The sequence below is a fragment of the Sphingobacterium sp. UBA7038 genome, from assembly GCF_002494055.1.
Lineage (GTDB): Bacteria > Bacteroidota > Bacteroidia > Sphingobacteriales > Sphingobacteriaceae > Sphingobacterium > Sphingobacterium multivorum.
In genome coordinates this window covers 251,928-268,833 of record NZ_DLAV01000015.1, presented here as the reverse complement: position 1 = coordinate 268,833, position 16,906 = coordinate 251,928, and the positions used below count along the sequence as shown (strand labels likewise).

Below are 16,906 nucleotides of genomic sequence, written 5' to 3'. Positions count from 1 at the left end.
CAACGTTACTAAAAACAAAAAAGCCAATCAAATTGACTGGCTTTTCTTTGTGCACTCCAAGGGAGTCGAACCCCTAACCTTCTGATTCGTAGTCAGATGCTCTATCCAATTGAGCTAGGAATGCCTTTTTAAGATACAGAACCTGTATTCGTGCGCACCAAGGGAGTCGAACCCCTAACCTTCTGATTCGTAGTCAGATGCTCTATCCAATTGAGCTAGGAGCGCTAGGCAACCAAAACAAATCTGTTATCCTTTTCCGTTTTGGTGATGCAAATATCGTTATATTTATCGATTTAACAAACATTTTTTCTCTTTTTTAAACTTTATACAACAACATTTCTTTTATCTCGTTGATAATATTATATTTAAAATATCAACTTTTTTTTTCAGACACGGACAAATGTTAGCATTCATGAGCAAAAGAGAATTAAAACTCAGTAAAATTCGCATCGGAGATATCAGTATCTCCTATTATATTCGCCCTAGCAAATTATACCCCGCTCCAAAAACAGTCATTTTCATCCATGGTTTTCCCTTCAACAAAAACACGTGGAAACAGCAGCTCCTGCAACTCGACGAAGATTATACAGGCATCGCCATTGATGTTCGCGGACATGGACTAAGCACCAATGGACATGGTTTTTTCTCCGTCGATGTTTTTGCCAAAGATCTAGTGGAATTTATTCGTAAACTCGACCTCAATCATGTCGTCCTTTGTGGAATTTCTATGGGCGGCTACATTGCACTCAGGACCTATGAACTGATCGGCCAACAACTCAAAGGACTTATCCTCTGTGACACGAATTCCCTTTCCGACGACAACAAAAGCAAACAAAAGCGTTTTGATTCCATTCAGGCGCTATTAAAATATGGCAGAAGACCGTTTGCCATTGGCTTTATCGCGAATGTATTTCACGATAAAACAATCCGTGAAAACCCCGAAGCTGTTGAACTCATCAAAAGCTGTATTCGCAGAAATGAAGTCGCCAGCATTTGTGCGACACAACTTGCTCTTGCTTCACGAACAGATACAACCCATTCGTTGAAGACCATTATTATCCCAACACTGATTATAAAAGGGAAACACGACAAGATGATGAGCGAAGAACAAACAAATATCCTTATCGAAAATATACCCGACGTCCGCTATATGGAGTTTGAAGAATCCGGGCACTTGCCGAATCTCGAGGAACCCGAAAAATTCAATGCCGTGCTAAATGATTTCCTGCGAAATATACCATTGTAACCATCACTTTGGTCGCCAAGTGCAACATCGGATATAAAAAACAACAAAAAAAGCCACGTCAGTGGCTTTTATTTCTTTCTTTCATTCAGATTTCGCTCTACAATACTAGAACGAAAAATCATCTTTTGACCGAACACCCGCTTCTTCAGCGTATGCATCATCAAAGTTAGGCTCATAACGTTTCTCGATTACTTCCTGATTAGACTTGATGTAATTAACTACATCTGTCAAACCCTCAGCGAACTTTTCAAAATCTTCTTTATATAAGAAAATCTTATGCTTAATAAACTGGCCATCCTCAAAGCGTTTCTTGCTTTCTGTGATAGTAATGTAGTAATCGTTCGATCGAGTTGCTTTTACATCAAAAAAATAAGTACGCTTACCTGCTCTCACCTTTTTTGAAAAAACTTCTTCACGTTCTTTGTTTTCAAAATCTCCCATTGGTTGTTATTTAAGTTTAAAGTAATCTTAATCTTTGATAAATATATAATAATTCATTTTAATACACCAAATAATATTAAAAAAAAAGACAATTACGCATAAAAATGGCAGTTCCCCTTCCTAACATAGGCTAGATAAAAATTAAACAACAAGATTTTTTACCGACGAAATCATTACATTTACCGAAAATATAAGTTGTATTACCTAAAGCAAATATGTAGAATATATTTGTGCCTCTATCTTTGAGTCATAAATAGTAAAAACATTATGGAAAAAGAACCCATCATACCAAACAGCAATAATAGCCGCAATATTGTAGGAGCGATTGTGATCATCGTAGGTATATTCTTATTATTGAATAACCTCAATTTAGGAAGCTGGTTTCCGGATTGGTTATTTGGCTGGCAAACGATATTAATCATTATTGGATTGGTCATTGGCATAAATTCCCAATTTCAGAAAAAATCGGCAATTATCCTATTGATCATAGGCGGAGCGAGCCTTATTTCAAGAATGATGCGTACAGACTTTGGTTCTGTAACGGTCCCTATCATCATCATTTCGCTCGGGATCTACTTTATCATGAGCAAAAGGAAACCGCCGATGGTTCCCCCAACTTACCCTAATCCGCCACAAGGCTCTTACGACTGGGATAAGCGAGTCAGTGTACCTGTAGAGGGCGCAACTGAGAGCAACATTACGGATCAGGAATCAAGACCATTTAATGAACAATACGGTTCAAGCCAACAAGCCTCGCCTAATCAGCAGGCTTTTGGCGACAAAGAGAAAGGTTCCTTTCACCAGTCATTTGAGGACAACCTCAATCTGAACAGCATCTTTGCGGGCCAAAAGAAAGTCATTTATTCCAAAAACTTTAGAGGGGGCAATTTGACCAATGTATTTGGAAGCGTAGAGCTAGATTTAACGAAAGCAGATATTCAGCAGCCAATTGTGATCGATACGTTCCAATTGTTTGGCAGCGCACGTATAATTATCCCCCCACATTGGACAGTATTTAGTAACGTCGCCTCGGTCTTAGGCTCTGTCGATGACCGTCGGTTCCAAACGATTTATAACCCCGATACAGATAAAAAAATCTATATAACAGGCACCTGTATTTTAGGTAATTTAACCATAAAAAATGCTTAATAGATGAAAAGCAAGCTGTTCCTCAGTGTTAAAAGTCGACTAATTGGCATTATCTGTGTATCCGTATTTATCGGATATCTTGCATTACAATACCTATTGATGCTTCGTTCTGGATTTGATCAGCAACTTGCATTCAAGGATTCATTTATAAACAGTATGGTGATGATGTTTTGCTGCTATGGCATGTCATCAGCACTCAATTTCTACACCCCACAACCCCGGGAGATTTGGAAAGTACTCATCATCGGTTTAATCATGGGCGCAATAAGCATCGCATTAAGCCGATTCTTGATGAGTTACTTTATCCAATCGACCTTTACCCCATTGCTGGACTTAACATTACCTTATCGGGGCATCGTTAACTTCCTCATTTTGACTTCTGTTGCCATTATCAACATTGTCTGGAATATTCAGGAAGACAATATTAACAATATCAAACGGAAGCAGGAATCCGAAAATTTACTTCGGGAAGCCGAACTGTATAATCTAAGACAACAGTTACAGCCTCATTTCCTCTTCAATAGCCTCAATTCCATTATAGCACTTATTGGCGCCAATCCGGATGAAGCCCGAAACATGACGTTCCAGCTATCGGACTTTTTAAGAGGAACACTAAGAAAAGAAAATAATCAAATTATCACACTTGAAGAAGAACTCGATCACCTTCAACTTTATCTCGATATTGAAAAAGTACGCTTCGGTCATCGACTCAATACATCCATCTCTTCTTCAGAAGAAATTTTTAACAATAGATTGCCTGCCATGATTATTCAGCCACTGGTGGAGAATGCGATTAAACACGGGTTATATAATGTAACGGATCAAGTAGAAATTAAAATAAAATGCCATTCGAATGATGGCCAACTGCTGATCCAGATTACCAACCCATTCGATACCGAAGAACAGTCAAAACCAAAAAAAGGCACTGGATTTGGACTATCGAGTATTCAACGCAGATTATATCTCCTTTATGGAAGAAATGATCTACTGGAAACTCAAATTCAGGACAACATATTTATTAGCACCCTAAAAATACCTCAATATGATTAAAGTCGTAATTATCGATGATGAACCCCTTGCACGCTCCATTATTGCGGGTTACCTAAAAAATGAAGCCGATATATCCATTGTGGCGGAATGTGGTGATGGCTTTGAAGCTGTTAAGGCTATCCATACGCACGAACCGGATTTAATTTTTCTGGACGTACAAATGCCCAAATTGACCGGATTTGAAATGCTTGAACTCGTTGACGACCCTCCGGCGGTCATCTTTACGACCGCTTTTGACGAATACGCCTTGAAAGCTTTCGAAAAGAACGCCTTGGATTACCTATTAAAACCAGTATCACCAACACGTTTCAAAAAAGCTTTAGAAAAATTCAGAGCAAGCTACTCCGCACCTGAGAAAAAAGTTCAACCCAACTACGAAGTGCTTACAGCGCAGGACGAAACAAAAATCGACCGTATTGTTGTCAAAACAGGCACCCAGATCAAGATTATTCCGATTGATACCGTCAAATACCTGGAGTCTTATGACGACTATGTTAAAATTCATACCAAAGATGGCATGTACCTGAAAAATAAAACAATGGCATTTTTTGAAAAATCTTTGGATCCGAATCAATTTGTCCGTATACACCGATCTTTTATCATTAAAGTGGATCAGTTGGCCAAATTGGAACCTTATGAAAAGGATTCGTATATTGCTGCACTGACATCAGGCGAAAAGCTCAATATCAGTAAATCAGGCTATGCCCGATTAAAACAATTGATTGGAATTTAAACATTCCGTAGATTTGTGCCCATCAATCGTTATGAAACATTTTATTACAATAGTATTGCTGGGCATCACATCTTACTCCTTTGCCCAAACGAATCCTGCAGAACAGATCAATAAAGGAGTTTACAATAAGTTGGAATTTTTTATCAATTCCCAGATGACAGACTCCGCCTATAATTTGGCCAGTGATTCCTTCAAACAACAATTTAGCCTAGCCAAATTTACCCAAGTACTACAGGAGCTCTATCCCTTAGGACGAGTAAAAAGCTCAACGATAAAAGAATTTGAAAAAGGACTTGCAACCTATCAGATGGACTTCGACAGCCAATCGTATGAGGTTCTTTTTGCAACGGACACAACCTTAAAATTCAATACATTAAAATTCACTCCTCTGGCAATCAAGCCTCAAGTGGAAAAAACTATTGTGGTACCTGCCACACAGAAATCAGTCGATAATGACGACCTTTTTGTCGATTCTGTTGCAAATGCTTATTTGAAACAACAAAATACGCAATCACTTGCAATTGGCATTCTAAAGAATGGACAAACAAAAAGCTATTTCTATGGTGAGACTGCCAAAGGCAACCAAACAGCGCCTACAAAAACGTCTACCTATGAAATTGGTTCGTTAAGTAAAGTTTTTACCGCTATACTTTTGTCAAATCTTGTCGAAGAAGGAACGATAACCTTAGATCAGCCTATTGCGCTATTTCTTCCTGATACACTCAAGAAAAATGAAGAACTTTCAAAAATAACGTTTCAAATGTTGGCCAATCATACCTCTGGCTTACCAAGACTTCCTGACAATCTCGACAAAGTCAAAGGATTTAACGAAAACGATCCTTACAAAACATACGATAAAAAAGCACTTTATAGTTTCCTCGCAAGCTTTAAAAATAACAAGAAACCAGGTGAAGAGTATGAGTACAGCAACCTTGGCTACGCCGTATTAGGAGACATTATATGCAGTATCTATAAAAAAAGCTATGATCAGCTCGTAAAAGACATCATCTGCAAGCCACTCGAAATGAGTAATACCTTTCAGGTATTGGATCCTAAAAGAAAAGATACCTTTAAAGTATACAACAAAGATGGTCAAGAAGTAATTCCCTGGTCGTTTGACGCTTTTGGTCCCGCTGGCGGATTAAAATCGACTCTTGAGGATCTGCTTAAATTTGCGAATGCGCAATTCAAGATGCCGCAGACCCCATTTGAAAACGCCATGGCAAACACCAGATTGTTTACTTTTTTTCTGCCTCCAGACACCGACTTGGGACTCGCATGGCATATGAACCTGATTGACGACCTAACGGTCTATTGGCACAATGGCGGAACTGCCGGAAGCAGCTCCTATCTAGCCTTATCGCCCGATAAAAAAAGTGGCGTTATCATCTTGTCCAATTCTGCCATCTCTGCCGATGATAAGGGTAAAGCTATTTTAGATTACATACTCCGTAAAAAATAAAGTTCAAAAAATAGAGAATAATGAGCCATATTGAAACAACAATATGGTTTTTTTTGTTGTTATAGCGATGAGTGATCATTAATTTTGACTAGAAGAAAACACAAATTGGTTTACCAAAATCAATCACAAGAAAGCTAAAGAACAGCTATTTGCATGAAGATATTTATCACTAAAAAAATACCACAAAAAGGTATAGATTTATTAAAATCTGCCGGTCACGATCTAACGATACACGATTCAGCTGATCCCCTATCCGAAAGGCAGCTTATCGAAGCGAGCCAACAGGCCGATTACGTGCTGAATGGTGGGATGCAAAAGTTTGATGCTAATTTTTTCCAAAACTGCCCAAACCTTAAAGCCCTATCCCTCATGAGTGTCGGCTATGACAATGTGGATATCGCTGCCGCAACACAGCATGGAATACCTGTAAGCAATACGCCAGGCATACTTTCGGGAGCAACAGCTGATGTCGCATTCCTTTTAATGCTATCGGTATCGCGGAAGGCATTTTTCAACCACAAGAGAATTTTGCAGGGCGAATGGAAAGGTTTTGATCCAACGGCAAACCTAGGCATCGAGCTCAACAACAAAACACTGGGTATTTATGGACTGGGACGAATTGGCTTTGAATTCGCGAGAAAAGCCAAAGCAGCGTATAACATGGATATTATCTATTACAATCGGAGCCGTAATGAGGAAGCAGAGCAAATTCTTGGCGCACGATATGTGAATTTCGACGATCTGCTCACGCGGAGCGATGTCCTTTCAATCCATGCCGGGTTGACAGCGGAGACTAAAAACCGGTTTGACAAAATGACATTTGCGCGCATGAAAAACTCCGCTATATTGATTAATACCGCCAGAGGCGGATTGGTCAATGAAATAGATCTAACAGAAGCTCTAGAGACTGGCCAACTATGGGGTGCCGGACTTGATGTGACAAATCCTGAACCGATGGATCCGAAAAATCCACTGTTAAATATGGAAAATGTCTGTGTATTGCCACACATCGGGTCTGCTACAGAAGAAACGCGGGATAATATGGCAATGATGGCCGCCAGTAACTTACTGGCAGCAATTAAAGGCGAAAAAATGCCGCAGATTATCAATAAAGAGGTATATCAATGAAACGAAGATTTTTTCAGATTTTAAACAGCTTAAATAAAGCCATCTTACCAAAATATGGTAAGATGGATCCCTTGAAATTAAAAAAGTACCAGCAGGCTATCATTGCCTACCGGTACTTTGTCCTTTTACACGCCTTGGGAACAGATCAGGACTAAGCTTTTGCAGTCCCTAGGTCGCTTGAATTCGAAACAATGCTAATCTGTGTCGGATTGGAAGATAAACTAATATCGTTCCTTTCCAGCTCCAACATAATCTTTTCCTGCATTGAGTTTCGAGCAGCGACATAATGCTCTCTTTTCGTCCACGCACGAACGGTTAAAACCATGGCACTGTCTCCCAATTCTTTGATAAAAACAGTTGGCTCTGGAGTTGTCAACACATTTTCATTCGAACGGAGAACTCTTAATATAATATCTTTCGCTTCTTTCACATTTTTATCATAAGAGATACTGATGGTATATTCAAACATGCGTTGCACAATTTTCGTATAGTTTTTAATAACCGAATTGGCCAAAGGGCCATTTGGGCTAAAAACACGTACACCATCATCGCCTATTAAAGTGGAATACAAAATATCAATCCTCTCTACAGTACCTGCGGTACCATTTGCACTCGAGATGGAATCCCCTACCTCAAATGGTCTAAACATCAAAATCAGCACTCCGCCGGCAAAATTACTCAGACTTCCCTGCAGCGCCATACCAACGGCCAACCCAAAGGCGGATAAAGCAGCAATAAAAGAAGTTGTCTGTATTCCAATCTGACTTGCGACGGTGAGGAGCAACATCACCCACATGACGATCTTTACAATACTGGAGATAAATGCCCGAATAGAGGGATCTACATTCTTCTTTTCGAAACGTTTATGTAATAAGCGATCTACAAAATTGATCACATATTTCCCAAGAATCAATAGGATAATTCCACCTATAATCCCCGGAATAGACTCAATGACAATATCGGTCAAACGACCAAATCTACTCCCCAAACTATTTAAATTACTTTCCATGTTGTAAAATATATTTTAAACCTCTAGGCACAAGGATTGTTCCAACATATCGTATACCGTATCAAAATATAAAAATCATTGAAAAACACCATAAAAGACCAAATAAACACCACTGTTAAAAGAATATTTAGCGTAATTTTGCTATATGAATAGAAAAAATACCATTCCGATTATTGATAGTTGTAGCATTGATCTCAATAACAAAACAACGATTCATATTGATGATCTAAAAGAATATATCATCAAGCATCAGGATATGGTATTTCCTCACAAACATAATTTTTTCCATTTTGTGCTATTCACCAAGGGCTCAGGAGAACACATTATTGATTTCAATCATTACAACATTGAACCTTATCAAATCTATTTTATGGTACCAGGTCAAGTTCATACCTGGAACTTTACAGGTGACGAAGAAGGCTATGTTGTCAATTTTTCCATTGACTATTTTCAGTCTTTTCTCTTAAGAACCGATTACCTGGAACGCTTCAGCTTCTTACAGGGTAAAATTGAGCAGCTTATTTTTGTTATTGCGGAACAATTTCGCAAGCAGGCTATTCACATTCTTGAACAAATTGCTTCCGCAAAAGCGGCAGGTCAATCGGAAGACTATATCCGTACACTTCTGCTCCAATTTATATTGTATATCTCAATTTCTACAGAAAAAGATCATCAAGAGCACAGTACGCCATATAATCACAAAATATTCAATAGTTTTCAGCAATTGGTTGAACAGCAATTCAGATCTACCAAATTGCCCAGTGTGTACGCAGATCAGTTATTTATTACACCCAATCATCTGAATGCGATCTGCAAATCCTACATCGGACAATCAGCAGGTGAAATTATACGAAACCGGATTGTACTCGAAGCGAAGCGACTATTGGTCAATCGAAACTTAAATATCAATGAGATTGCAGATGAGCTGCAATTCAATGACAACTCATACTTTACTAAATTTTTCAAAAAATCCGCTGGGCTCACACCAGAAGAGTTCAGAAAACAACTATAACTATGGAAGAGGTTAAATACGAATTATCTGAATTTAAAGCTGCATGGCAAGCGAAATGTCCAAGATGCCGGATCGGCCATGTGTACCAAGGTCCTGCCTATGGTCTTAAAGTACAAAAAATGAATAGCCATTGCGAATACTGTGGACTTCGTTACGAGCGTGAGCCAGGTTATTTTTATGGTGCCATGTATGTTACCTATGCGTTCTCCATTGCAGAAATGGTTACGGCTTGTATGGCAACCTATATCCTGACAGGCAATGATTCTTCTTTTATACTCTATGCAACCGTTGCTATCATGAGCGTTGTTTTAATGTCGCCATTCAACTACCGTTATTCCCGTATCATACTGATGTATTGGTTGACCCCGGGCTTGAGATATGATCCAAATGTCAAAAAAAAGGAAGTTGATGTGAAGGCTTCAGCATAACCTTCATTATCCTTATCTTTATCCTGATGAAGGATATGATTTATTTGGACAACAACGCAACAACGCGAATTTTGGATGAGGTATGGAATACCATGACGCCCTACTTCATCCAAAACTATGCGAATGCATCGAGTGTCTATCACCAAATGGGGCGTGAAGCCAATGCCGCCGTCCAACTGGCTAGAGCGCAAATAGCTGAAGCACTGAATTGTTCACCAAAAGAACTATTTTTCAATTCAGGTGCAACAGAAAGTATTAATACCGTAATCTGTGGCATATTTGACAAATATCAATCCAAGGGAAATCATATTATCACCGTTTCAACAGAACACAAAGCTGTATTAAGCTGCTGTGAACAACTGACGAAAAAAGGAGCGCAGATCAGCTATCTCCCCGTCGATGCACAAGGCATGATTCGTATAGACGATTTAAAAAATGCGATGAGCTCCCAGACCATACTCGTTTGCATCATGGCGGCAAATAACGAGACAGGAGTATGCACATCGCTAACTCAAATCGCCACTATTTGTAAGGAGAAAGACATCTTATTTTTCTGTGACGCTACGCAGGCTATTGGAAAAATCAACATTGATCTACAAAAAGTCCCGATTGACCTTTTATGCCTGAGCGCGCATAAACTTCATGGCCCGAAGGGAGTCGGTGCCTTATACATCCGTCGCAAATCGAAGCCGATACAGATTACTCCGCTGATTGTAGGCGGTGGTCAGGAAAGCGGATTTAGAGGCGGTACGTACAACGTTCCAGCTATCGTCGGCTTTGGAAAAGCCCTGTCTCTGCTTAAACCAACATCTTATCATACGGTCGAACGAAACCGCGATCTATTGGAAGAACTTTTAGGTGGTATTCCTGAAATCATCATTCATGGAAAAAATGTACCCCGCCTACCCAACACCAGTTACATCAGTTTTAAACACATCCTAGCCAGCGAAATAATGACTGCCTGTCCTGCTTTGGCCCTTTCCTCGGGCTCAGCCTGTGTAACCGGATCCAGAGAACCGTCCCATGTTTTAATGGCTATGAATGTTTCCAAAGAAGATGCATTATCGGCCATTCGCTTTAGCTTAAGCATATTTACGACTCAAGAGGATATTATACAATGCGCTCAATTGGTCACAGATGCGGTTCGCAAAATCCGCGATCAATCCCCCATCTGGCAACTTTTCAAAGCTGGCCTGATCGATTAATTTATGACATTCTAAAAACTTTATAACAGGCGAAATATAACAAGATTGTATGTATCTTTGTGCTATACAAAGGATATTACTATGATTACAGTTACTGACAAAGCAAAAACTCGTATCGAGGAAATCATGAAGGATGAGCAATATGACAGCAATTACTTTGTGCGTGTTGCTGTGGAAAGTGGCGGTTGTTCGGGCTTGAGTTATAAGCTGAACTTCGATAACGAAGAAAAAAAAGGTGATCAATTTTTCGAAGATAAAGGCGTGAAAGTCTGTTTGGATATAAAATCGTTTTTATACCTAGCAGGTACAGAACTGGATTATTCCGATGGTTTGAACGGAAAAGGTTTTGAATTCCATAACCCTAATGCGAGCCGGACCTGTGCATGCGGCGAAAGTTTCTCCGTTTAATCAATCACGTCGATCCACCATAAATAAAAGAGCCCTGAAATATTCAGGGCTCTTTTAGTAAGTAACCAAACACTTTTAGTTGCACCAACAAATTATTAGTTTTATAATTAAATATTGACCTACCTTCATTTTGTTAGAATTTTTTTATTTTTTCAACTTTTTAATGGATAAATATTAAAAATCACAACCAAACAGATTAACCAGTGATATTTTCATACTTTTGTAGGAAATAACTGAATAAAAAATAAAACCATGCGTATCAATCCGCACATGGTATTTCATTTAACTCATATGGAGGGAAGAAAACTTTTAAATACCGAAGTTGCTATCAGCTTCGTTAAAGATACATTTGTCCAACAACTAAAGAAAGCATTAAATTTAATTCCGATCTCATCGCCTTTGGTGGTTTTAGACGGCACAGGATTAAATGATGACTTAAATGGAATTGAGCGCCCGGTATCATTTCCGATTAAATCATTGAATGAAAAAAGGGCTGTCGTCGTACATTCATTGGCAAAATGGAAAAGAGTCCGTTTAAAAGAACTTGAAATGTTACCCGGGGAAGGCATCGTGACAGACATGAAAGCACTGCGTCCTGATGAAGATTACACCCCTATTCATTCGATATATGTAGACCAATGGGATTGGGAAAAAGTAATCGATAAAGATCAACGTACTTTGGCCTTACTGAAAGATACCGTATTAAAAATTTACGATGCATTACGCTATACAGAACAACAGGTTGAAAGCAAGTATCCACAGATAAAAGCTATTCTTCCAGAAACCATTACATTTATTGCAGCAGAAGAACTTCTGCAAAAATATCCTAATCTAACTGCAAAAGAACGTGAAAATACCATCACAAAAGAATATGGTGCAGTATTTTTATATGGTATCGGCGGGGCACTCAGCAATGGTGTTGCACACGATGGTCGCGCAGCAGACTACGACGATTGGAGTACTGCAAATGAGGCTGGACACAAAGGATTGAATGGAGATATTCTCGTATGGAACCCCATCTTAAATTCAGCCTTTGAGCTTTCTTCCATGGGGATTCGCGTCGATAAAACCGCTTTGGCACATCAAATGGAAATCAGAAATTGCACTGAAAAATCCAAACTGACTTTCCATAGCATGCTTCTCAATGATCAATTACCGGAATCTATGGGCGGTGGAATCGGACAATCCCGTGTCTGTATGTTTATGCTCAAAAAACAACATATTGGAGAAGTTCAAGTCAGTATCTGGGAAGAGGACAAAAAAGAAACATTAAGACAAGAAGGTATTGATATCCTATAAAACAATACTTATGGAAAATTAATAACTCGGCAACTATACCGCGTGTTTCAGTATACCGATAAAAATCAAGGCAAGGTAATCATCTTTTATAGACTGATTACCTTGTTTTTTTAATTACAAAATGCCTAAAAAATTTTCATTCGAGTTTGTTCCTTTCAAAATAGCGGTATTTTGTATTTTTGCTGAATGCAGCTAGAAGCTATTTTAAATAAATTAGGTATCTCATCCTTAAATGAGATGCAAGAAAAAGTAGTGGAATCGTACCAAAAAGATCATGATTTCATCTTACTTTCACCCACAGGATCTGGCAAAACCTTGGCCTTTTCATTGCTCATTTTAGAGCAACTGAAGGAAATCGTTCGGGAGGTTCAAGTACTGATCTTAGTGCCGACCCGCGAACTGGCCTTACAGATAGAGCAAGTGCTTCGCAAGGTAGCCACTGGCCACAAAGTCACCTGTGCCTATGGCGGTCATAGTACCCGTATTGAAAAAAATGAATTCAAGGATGCTCCCGGAATTATTATAGGAACTCCAGGACGCATAAAACAACATATCGAAGAAGGAAATTTTGATCCTTCCGGTATTCATACCCTCGTGCTAGACGAATTTGATAAATCGTTGGAACTGGGATTTCAGCAACAAATGGATTTTATTATTCGACATATACCGGCCATCAGATCGCGGATATTGACTTCTGCAACGATGATGGATGCAATTCCGCCTTTTACACAGATAGAGGAGCCTATTCTTGTCGATTTTTTGAATAATTCACAAAATATACCCCGCATTACAATTAAAAAAGTAGTTGCCCCTGTTCAAAAGAAATTGGAGGCACTACTAAAACTTATCTGCAAGATTGGGACGAAAAAAATGATTATCTTCTGTAACCATCGCGATGCCGTCGATCACATCAGCGAACTACTGGATAATCGCAATATTATTCACGACACCTTTCATGGCGGACTTGAACAGCAAGATCGTGAACTGGCGCTTCTCAAATTCCGTAATCATTCCAACAATGTTTTGATCACGACCGATTTGGCTGCAAGAGGGCTGGATATCCCCGAAGTTGATGCCATTATTCATTATCAGCTACCGCATAAAGAAGATGGCTTTATTCATCGCAATGGACGTACTGCGCGTATGCAGGCAAAGGGTGATGTCTATGTCATCTTAAAGCCGGAAGAAGCGTATCCCTATATAGCGGAGGAAATACCTGAAGAGGAATTTCCCGAATACTATGATCTTCCTGAAAATTCACCTTTCGCCACACTTTATGTTAGTGCTGGAAGAAAAGACAAAGTCAATAAAATTGACATTGTAGGTTTTCTCCTGCATTTGGAAGGTGTTGAAAAAGACGACATTGGTATAATAGAAGTGAAAGATAAGGTCGCTTATGTCGCCGTTAAAAGAAAGCTTGCTCCTTTTATTATCAACAAGGCAAATGGGCAAAAAATCAAAGGACGTAAAGTAAAAATTGGACGTACTTAAAGGTCCAAAACATTGGTTAATTGGAATTCAAGTGTAAAACGGTGGCTTCAATTCTTGTATTTTCTTCTTTGGAAATCAATCGCCAGGTAAGCCTTCACAATACCGTGTAAGGCTTACCTGGCGATTCTGATTTAAAATTTTTCAGGGTATGTCATCGTTCCTGTTCAGGCCAAGCGCCCCCAGGTTAATCCAATTCTTTTAAATACCGGAGATACAATTGCACAGCTTCGCGCTTCTTGGCTGTCAAATGGAAATTAAGATGCTCTGTCAGATATTTGGTATAATCAAAGTCCTCAAATTCTGGGAGACCGGCTATCACATCGGTTGCATGTTCAACGCCATACGCTAAAGCTTCATTGAATTCCTCTACAAAAGAGTCGGGAAGTTTTTTGTTACTTACCCATAAGGCAAAAGCGAAAGGTAATCCGGTGAAGTTAAACCATTCTTCCCCCAAATCATAAACATAGGGTACTGCATTCTTCTTACCGAAAGTACGATCCCCAATTAAAACATAGGCATCTGGCTCTATAGATTCATCAGTGACCAATTCTACATCCTTTTTCCAATAATTTTTTATCAATACACGTGCTAAACCATTTGAAGTGCGCGATTGCTTATCTAAACGTAAAGTTTTTACCTCTTCAATGGGTTTATTGGCAAAAATAAAGACAGAATCGACAGCACCTTCCGTGCCGATACAAAAATCGGTATTAATATAGTACTCGGGTAGACTTAATAAGGCAGCTGTCGGTATAATCCCGATATCAGCTTGATCGTCGATTACTTTCTGTGCACAGGCACTTGGATAATCGACGCTCAAGTCGATTTGCTCCATCACTTTCGATTTACGTATTCCATTCAAAAATGGATAAGTATTGGTATACGATACGGCAGAAACTCTAATTTTATTCATTTATCAATGCTTCTAAGTGTGCGGTATTGTAATGGTCTACAATCTCAAATTGACCATTATCATAAAGCAATTTATATAAAGCAGTATTTGTATGCGGGAAATCATCCATATAACGGGCATCGACACCAGTCATTAGACAAAGCATAATCCGTAAAGCACGACCGTGCATACAGACTAATATGTTTTTTTCATCTGTCTGAGCGAGCATATGATCCAAGGCGACTTGTTGACGCGCCATTAATTCATGAGGAGACTCTCCGTTTTCGATACTGACATCCAATTCTCCATTGCGCCATGCTGCGACCAATTTTTCAAAACCAGCTAGCAACTCCGGTGTTTGTTCTTTTCCTTCATAAACTCCCCAGCTTATTTCATCCAAACCAACAAGCTGTTCCCAAGGTAAATCCAAATCAATGAACCCCTGTACAGTTTGATGAGTACGCAATAAAGTGGAGGTATATATCTTATCAAAAGGCACCGTATTGTAGCGATCAAAGAAAGCCTGAGCTTGAGCTATGCCCATTTTATTGAGTGGGGAATTAACACCCCGCCCCTGCACAATACCTCTTAAATTTAGATCAGTCTGTCCGTGTCGTATAAAATAAAATGTCTTTTTCAACGTGCGATATGAGTTATGAATTGACAACAGGTAATGCGTAATAGCTTTTCTTTTGATCAACTTGATCAAAAACAACATCATTATAATCGGTTACCACATTGTAGAGGGTATCTCTTTCAATCGGATGGCGTCCAACATTTTTTATTAGCTCAACAACCTCTTGTGTGGTCATCCCTGGTTTTTGCTCTTCTGCTCCTGCCATGCTGTATATTTTTGTCGTATCATCCAGTGTTCCGTCTATATCATCGACCCCAAAAGCCAAGGACAACTGGGCCGTATCTCTCGATATCATTGCCCAATAAGCTTTAATATGATCAAAATTATCCATGTAAATTCGAGCGATCGCGTAATTCCTGAGGTCTTCAATAACGGATACCTCCGGAATATGAGACATTTGATTCTCCTTGTTTCTAAATTTTAGTGGAATAAAGGTCTGAAAACCGCCAGTCTTATCCTGTAGCTGTCTTAAGCGCTCCATGTGATCGACACGATGCCAAAACTGCTCTATATGGCCGTACAGCATGGTTGCATTGGTATGCATGCCCAGCTTATGCGCCTGCTCATGAATATCCAGCCATTGTTCGGCTGTGCATTTATCATGTGCAATCTGCTCTCTGACTTCTGGATGAAAGATTTCCGCACCACCGCCCGGCATAGAATCTAATCCGCAGGATTGCAGATACTTCAATCCGTCGTAATGGCTCAATTTTGCTTTCTTGAAAATATAGTAATACTCTACAGGTGTAAGTCCTTTGATATGCAACTCGGGACGATGTGCTTTACATTTGCGAAAAAAATCGGCATAAAATTCGAGGTTCTGCTTAGGAACAACCCCTCCGGTGATATGAACTTCAGTAACAGCCTCCTTGTCGTACTTTTTCACAATATCCATCATGCCGTCGACTTCCATCTCCCAACCTTCAGCCCGTTCTTTTATTAAGCGGGAATACGAACAGAACTTACAGTCATAGACACAGACGTTAGTCGGCTCGATGTGAAAATTACGATTGAAAAAAGTATGATCACCATGGCGTTTCTCGCGAATATAGTTAGCAAGCACACCAAGGTAGCCTAACTCACCTTTCTCATACAAAAGTACGCCGTCCTCAAAAGTGATACGCTCCTCTCGCAAAACTTTCTCCGCTATATCTCTCAATTCGACAGCTAAATTCTTATCGTTAATCAAGAAATTCAATTTATCTATTGCGTTCATTAAATGTATCTCCTATCTTAAATCAAATGTACCGAAAAGGCAACAAAAGTTATAATAAAAAATGTGACAACAACTAATTTGACATAGCTCTTAGAAAAGG

Annotated in this window: 18 protein-coding genes and 2 tRNA genes; 13 read left to right on the top strand and 7 right to left on the bottom strand. The window is 39.3% G+C overall.

All coding sequences use genetic code 11. From position 1 onward, the window contains the following. Positions 1-50: 50 nt before the first annotated feature. Together B3H30_RS10195 and B3H30_RS10190 are read right to left on the bottom strand one after the other, a co-directional pair. Positions 51-124, bottom strand: a tRNA-Arg gene (locus B3H30_RS10195). Positions 125-151: 27 nt separating this feature from the next. Beyond that, a tRNA-Arg gene (locus B3H30_RS10190) sits at positions 152-225 on the bottom strand. A 187-nt stretch (positions 226-412) separates the two neighbouring features. Between B3H30_RS10190 and B3H30_RS10185 the strand changes: the two genes are divergently transcribed. Continuing rightward, positions 413-1,246, top strand: coding sequence for an alpha/beta fold hydrolase (locus tag B3H30_RS10185; RefSeq protein WP_070567813.1), 834 nt, complete (start codon positions 413-415; stop codon positions 1,244-1,246). Positions 1,247-1,351: 105 nt separating this feature from the next. Here B3H30_RS10185 and B3H30_RS10180 read toward each other — a convergent pair whose 3' ends face one another. Next, the gene (locus B3H30_RS10180; protein ID WP_070567815.1) at positions 1,352-1,687 is read right to left on the bottom strand and encodes a DUF3276 family protein; all 336 of its coding nucleotides are present in this window, start codon (positions 1,685-1,687) and stop codon (positions 1,352-1,354) included. Positions 1,688-1,954: 267 nt separating this feature from the next. On the opposite strand from B3H30_RS10180, the gene B3H30_RS10175 reads away from it, so the two are divergent. From B3H30_RS10175 to B3H30_RS10150, 6 genes are all read left to right on the top strand, one after another. Next, the gene (locus B3H30_RS10175; RefSeq protein ID WP_083296035.1) at positions 1,955-2,836 is read left to right on the top strand and encodes a LiaF transmembrane domain-containing protein; all 882 of its coding nucleotides are present in this window, start codon (positions 1,955-1,957) and stop codon (positions 2,834-2,836) included. Positions 2,837-2,839: 3 nt separating this feature from the next. Further along, positions 2,840-3,886 (top strand): sensor histidine kinase, encoded by a 1,047-nt coding sequence (locus tag B3H30_RS10170; protein ID WP_070567817.1) that lies wholly within the window; start codon positions 2,840-2,842, stop codon positions 3,884-3,886. Continuing rightward, the gene (locus tag B3H30_RS10165) at positions 3,879-4,619 is read left to right on the top strand and encodes a LytR/AlgR family response regulator transcription factor (protein ID WP_070567819.1); all 741 of its coding nucleotides are present in this window, start codon (positions 3,879-3,881) and stop codon (positions 4,617-4,619) included. The genes B3H30_RS10170 and B3H30_RS10165 overlap by 8 nt, the downstream gene beginning before the upstream one ends. Positions 4,620-4,650: 31 nt before the next feature. Continuing rightward, positions 4,651-6,081, top strand: a complete 1,431-nt coding sequence (locus B3H30_RS10160; RefSeq protein WP_070567821.1) for a serine hydrolase domain-containing protein — start codon at positions 4,651-4,653, stop codon at positions 6,079-6,081. A gap of 153 nt (positions 6,082-6,234) precedes the next feature. Beyond that, complete coding sequence (locus tag B3H30_RS10155; protein WP_070567823.1) at positions 6,235-7,209, top strand: 2-hydroxyacid dehydrogenase; 975 nt, start codon at positions 6,235-6,237, stop codon at positions 7,207-7,209. Beyond that, positions 7,206-7,364 (top strand): hypothetical protein, encoded by a 159-nt coding sequence (locus tag B3H30_RS10150; RefSeq protein WP_172462497.1) that lies wholly within the window; start codon positions 7,206-7,208, stop codon positions 7,362-7,364. The genes B3H30_RS10155 and B3H30_RS10150 overlap by 4 nt, the downstream gene beginning before the upstream one ends. On the opposite strand, the gene B3H30_RS10145 is transcribed toward B3H30_RS10150, so the two are convergent. Beyond that, positions 7,361-8,218 carry a mechanosensitive ion channel family protein gene (locus B3H30_RS10145; RefSeq protein WP_070567825.1) on the bottom strand — a complete coding sequence of 286 codons (858 nt, stop codon included), beginning with the start codon at positions 8,216-8,218 and terminating at the stop codon, positions 7,361-7,363. The two genes, B3H30_RS10150 and B3H30_RS10145, sit on opposite strands and share 4 nt — an antisense overlap. Before the next feature lie 145 nt (positions 8,219-8,363). Between B3H30_RS10145 and B3H30_RS10140 the strand changes: the two genes are divergently transcribed. The 6 genes from B3H30_RS10140 to B3H30_RS10115 all read left to right on the top strand — a co-directional run bounded on the left by B3H30_RS10140 (position 8,364) and on the right by B3H30_RS10115 (position 14,061). Further along, complete coding sequence (locus B3H30_RS10140; RefSeq protein WP_070567827.1) at positions 8,364-9,230, top strand: AraC family transcriptional regulator; 867 nt, start codon at positions 8,364-8,366, stop codon at positions 9,228-9,230. A 2-nt stretch (positions 9,231-9,232) separates the two neighbouring features. After that, positions 9,233-9,658: a DUF983 domain-containing protein gene (locus B3H30_RS10135; RefSeq protein WP_046675442.1), complete on the top strand. Its 426-nt coding sequence runs from the start codon at positions 9,233-9,235 to the stop codon at positions 9,656-9,658. A 26-nt stretch (positions 9,659-9,684) separates the two neighbouring features. Further along, positions 9,685-10,863: a cysteine desulfurase family protein gene (locus tag B3H30_RS10130; RefSeq protein WP_236586030.1), complete on the top strand. Its 1,179-nt coding sequence runs from the start codon at positions 9,685-9,687 to the stop codon at positions 10,861-10,863. 81 nt (positions 10,864-10,944) lie between these two features. Next, positions 10,945-11,271: a HesB/IscA family protein gene (locus B3H30_RS10125; RefSeq protein ID WP_046675441.1), complete on the top strand. Its 327-nt coding sequence runs from the start codon at positions 10,945-10,947 to the stop codon at positions 11,269-11,271. A gap of 252 nt (positions 11,272-11,523) precedes the next feature. Further along, positions 11,524-12,570 (top strand): aspartate--ammonia ligase, encoded by a 1,047-nt coding sequence (gene asnA, locus B3H30_RS10120; protein WP_236560234.1) that lies wholly within the window; start codon positions 11,524-11,526, stop codon positions 12,568-12,570. 237 nt (positions 12,571-12,807) lie between these two features. Further along, positions 12,808-14,061 (top strand): DEAD/DEAH box helicase, encoded by a 1,254-nt coding sequence (locus B3H30_RS10115; RefSeq protein WP_236560235.1) that lies wholly within the window; start codon positions 12,808-12,810, stop codon positions 14,059-14,061. Between the two features lie 184 nt (positions 14,062-14,245). On the opposite strand, the gene B3H30_RS10110 is transcribed toward B3H30_RS10115, so the two are convergent. From B3H30_RS10110 to mqnE, 3 genes are read right to left on the bottom strand one after another with little or no spacing between them, the layout of a single operon-like run. Beyond that, positions 14,246-14,974, bottom strand: coding sequence for a menaquinone biosynthetic enzyme MqnA/MqnD family protein (locus B3H30_RS10110; RefSeq protein WP_070567831.1), 729 nt, complete (start codon positions 14,972-14,974; stop codon positions 14,246-14,248). Next, complete coding sequence (locus B3H30_RS10105; protein WP_070568275.1) at positions 14,967-15,593, bottom strand: histidine phosphatase family protein; 627 nt, start codon at positions 15,591-15,593, stop codon at positions 14,967-14,969. The genes B3H30_RS10110 and B3H30_RS10105 overlap by 8 nt, the downstream gene beginning before the upstream one ends. Positions 15,594-15,606: 13 nt before the next feature. Next, positions 15,607-16,806: an aminofutalosine synthase MqnE gene (mqnE, locus tag B3H30_RS10100; RefSeq protein WP_070567833.1), complete on the bottom strand. Its 1,200-nt coding sequence runs from the start codon at positions 16,804-16,806 to the stop codon at positions 15,607-15,609. Positions 16,807-16,906 lie beyond the last annotated feature (100 nt).

Excerpts from the sequence above, each read along its gene's own strand:
- B3H30_RS10185 (WP_070567813.1), top strand. The coding sequence starts at position 413 with ATGAGCAAAAGAGAATTAAAACTCAGTAAAATTCGCATCGGAGATATC.
- B3H30_RS10180 (WP_070567815.1), bottom strand. The coding sequence starts at position 1,687 with ATGGGAGATTTTGAAAACAAAGAACGTGAAGAAGTTTTTTCAAAAAAG.
- B3H30_RS10175 (WP_083296035.1), top strand. The coding sequence starts at position 1,955 with ATGGAAAAAGAACCCATCATACCAAACAGCAATAATAGCCGCAATATT.
- B3H30_RS10170 (WP_070567817.1), top strand. The coding sequence starts at position 2,840 with ATGAAAAGCAAGCTGTTCCTCAGTGTTAAAAGTCGACTAATTGGCATT.
- B3H30_RS10165 (WP_070567819.1), top strand. The coding sequence starts at position 3,879 with ATGATTAAAGTCGTAATTATCGATGATGAACCCCTTGCACGCTCCATT.
- B3H30_RS10160 (WP_070567821.1), top strand. The coding sequence starts at position 4,651 with ATGAAACATTTTATTACAATAGTATTGCTGGGCATCACATCTTACTCC.
- B3H30_RS10155 (WP_070567823.1), top strand. The coding sequence starts at position 6,235 with ATGAAGATATTTATCACTAAAAAAATACCACAAAAAGGTATAGATTTA.
- B3H30_RS10150 (WP_172462497.1), top strand. The coding sequence starts at position 7,206 with ATGAAACGAAGATTTTTTCAGATTTTAAACAGCTTAAATAAAGCCATC.
- B3H30_RS10145 (WP_070567825.1), bottom strand. The coding sequence starts at position 8,218 with ATGGAAAGTAATTTAAATAGTTTGGGGAGTAGATTTGGTCGTTTGACC.
- B3H30_RS10140 (WP_070567827.1), top strand. The coding sequence starts at position 8,364 with ATGAATAGAAAAAATACCATTCCGATTATTGATAGTTGTAGCATTGAT.
- B3H30_RS10135 (WP_046675442.1), top strand. The coding sequence starts at position 9,233 with ATGGAAGAGGTTAAATACGAATTATCTGAATTTAAAGCTGCATGGCAA.
- B3H30_RS10130 (WP_236586030.1), top strand. The coding sequence starts at position 9,685 with ATGAAGGATATGATTTATTTGGACAACAACGCAACAACGCGAATTTTG.
- B3H30_RS10125 (WP_046675441.1), top strand. The coding sequence starts at position 10,945 with ATGATTACAGTTACTGACAAAGCAAAAACTCGTATCGAGGAAATCATG.
- asnA (WP_236560234.1), top strand. The coding sequence starts at position 11,524 with ATGCGTATCAATCCGCACATGGTATTTCATTTAACTCATATGGAGGGA.
- B3H30_RS10115 (WP_236560235.1), top strand. The coding sequence starts at position 12,808 with ATGCAAGAAAAAGTAGTGGAATCGTACCAAAAAGATCATGATTTCATC.
- B3H30_RS10110 (WP_070567831.1), bottom strand. The coding sequence starts at position 14,974 with ATGAATAAAATTAGAGTTTCTGCCGTATCGTATACCAATACTTATCCA.
- mqnE (WP_070567833.1), bottom strand. The coding sequence starts at position 16,806 with ATGAACGCAATAGATAAATTGAATTTCTTGATTAACGATAAGAATTTA.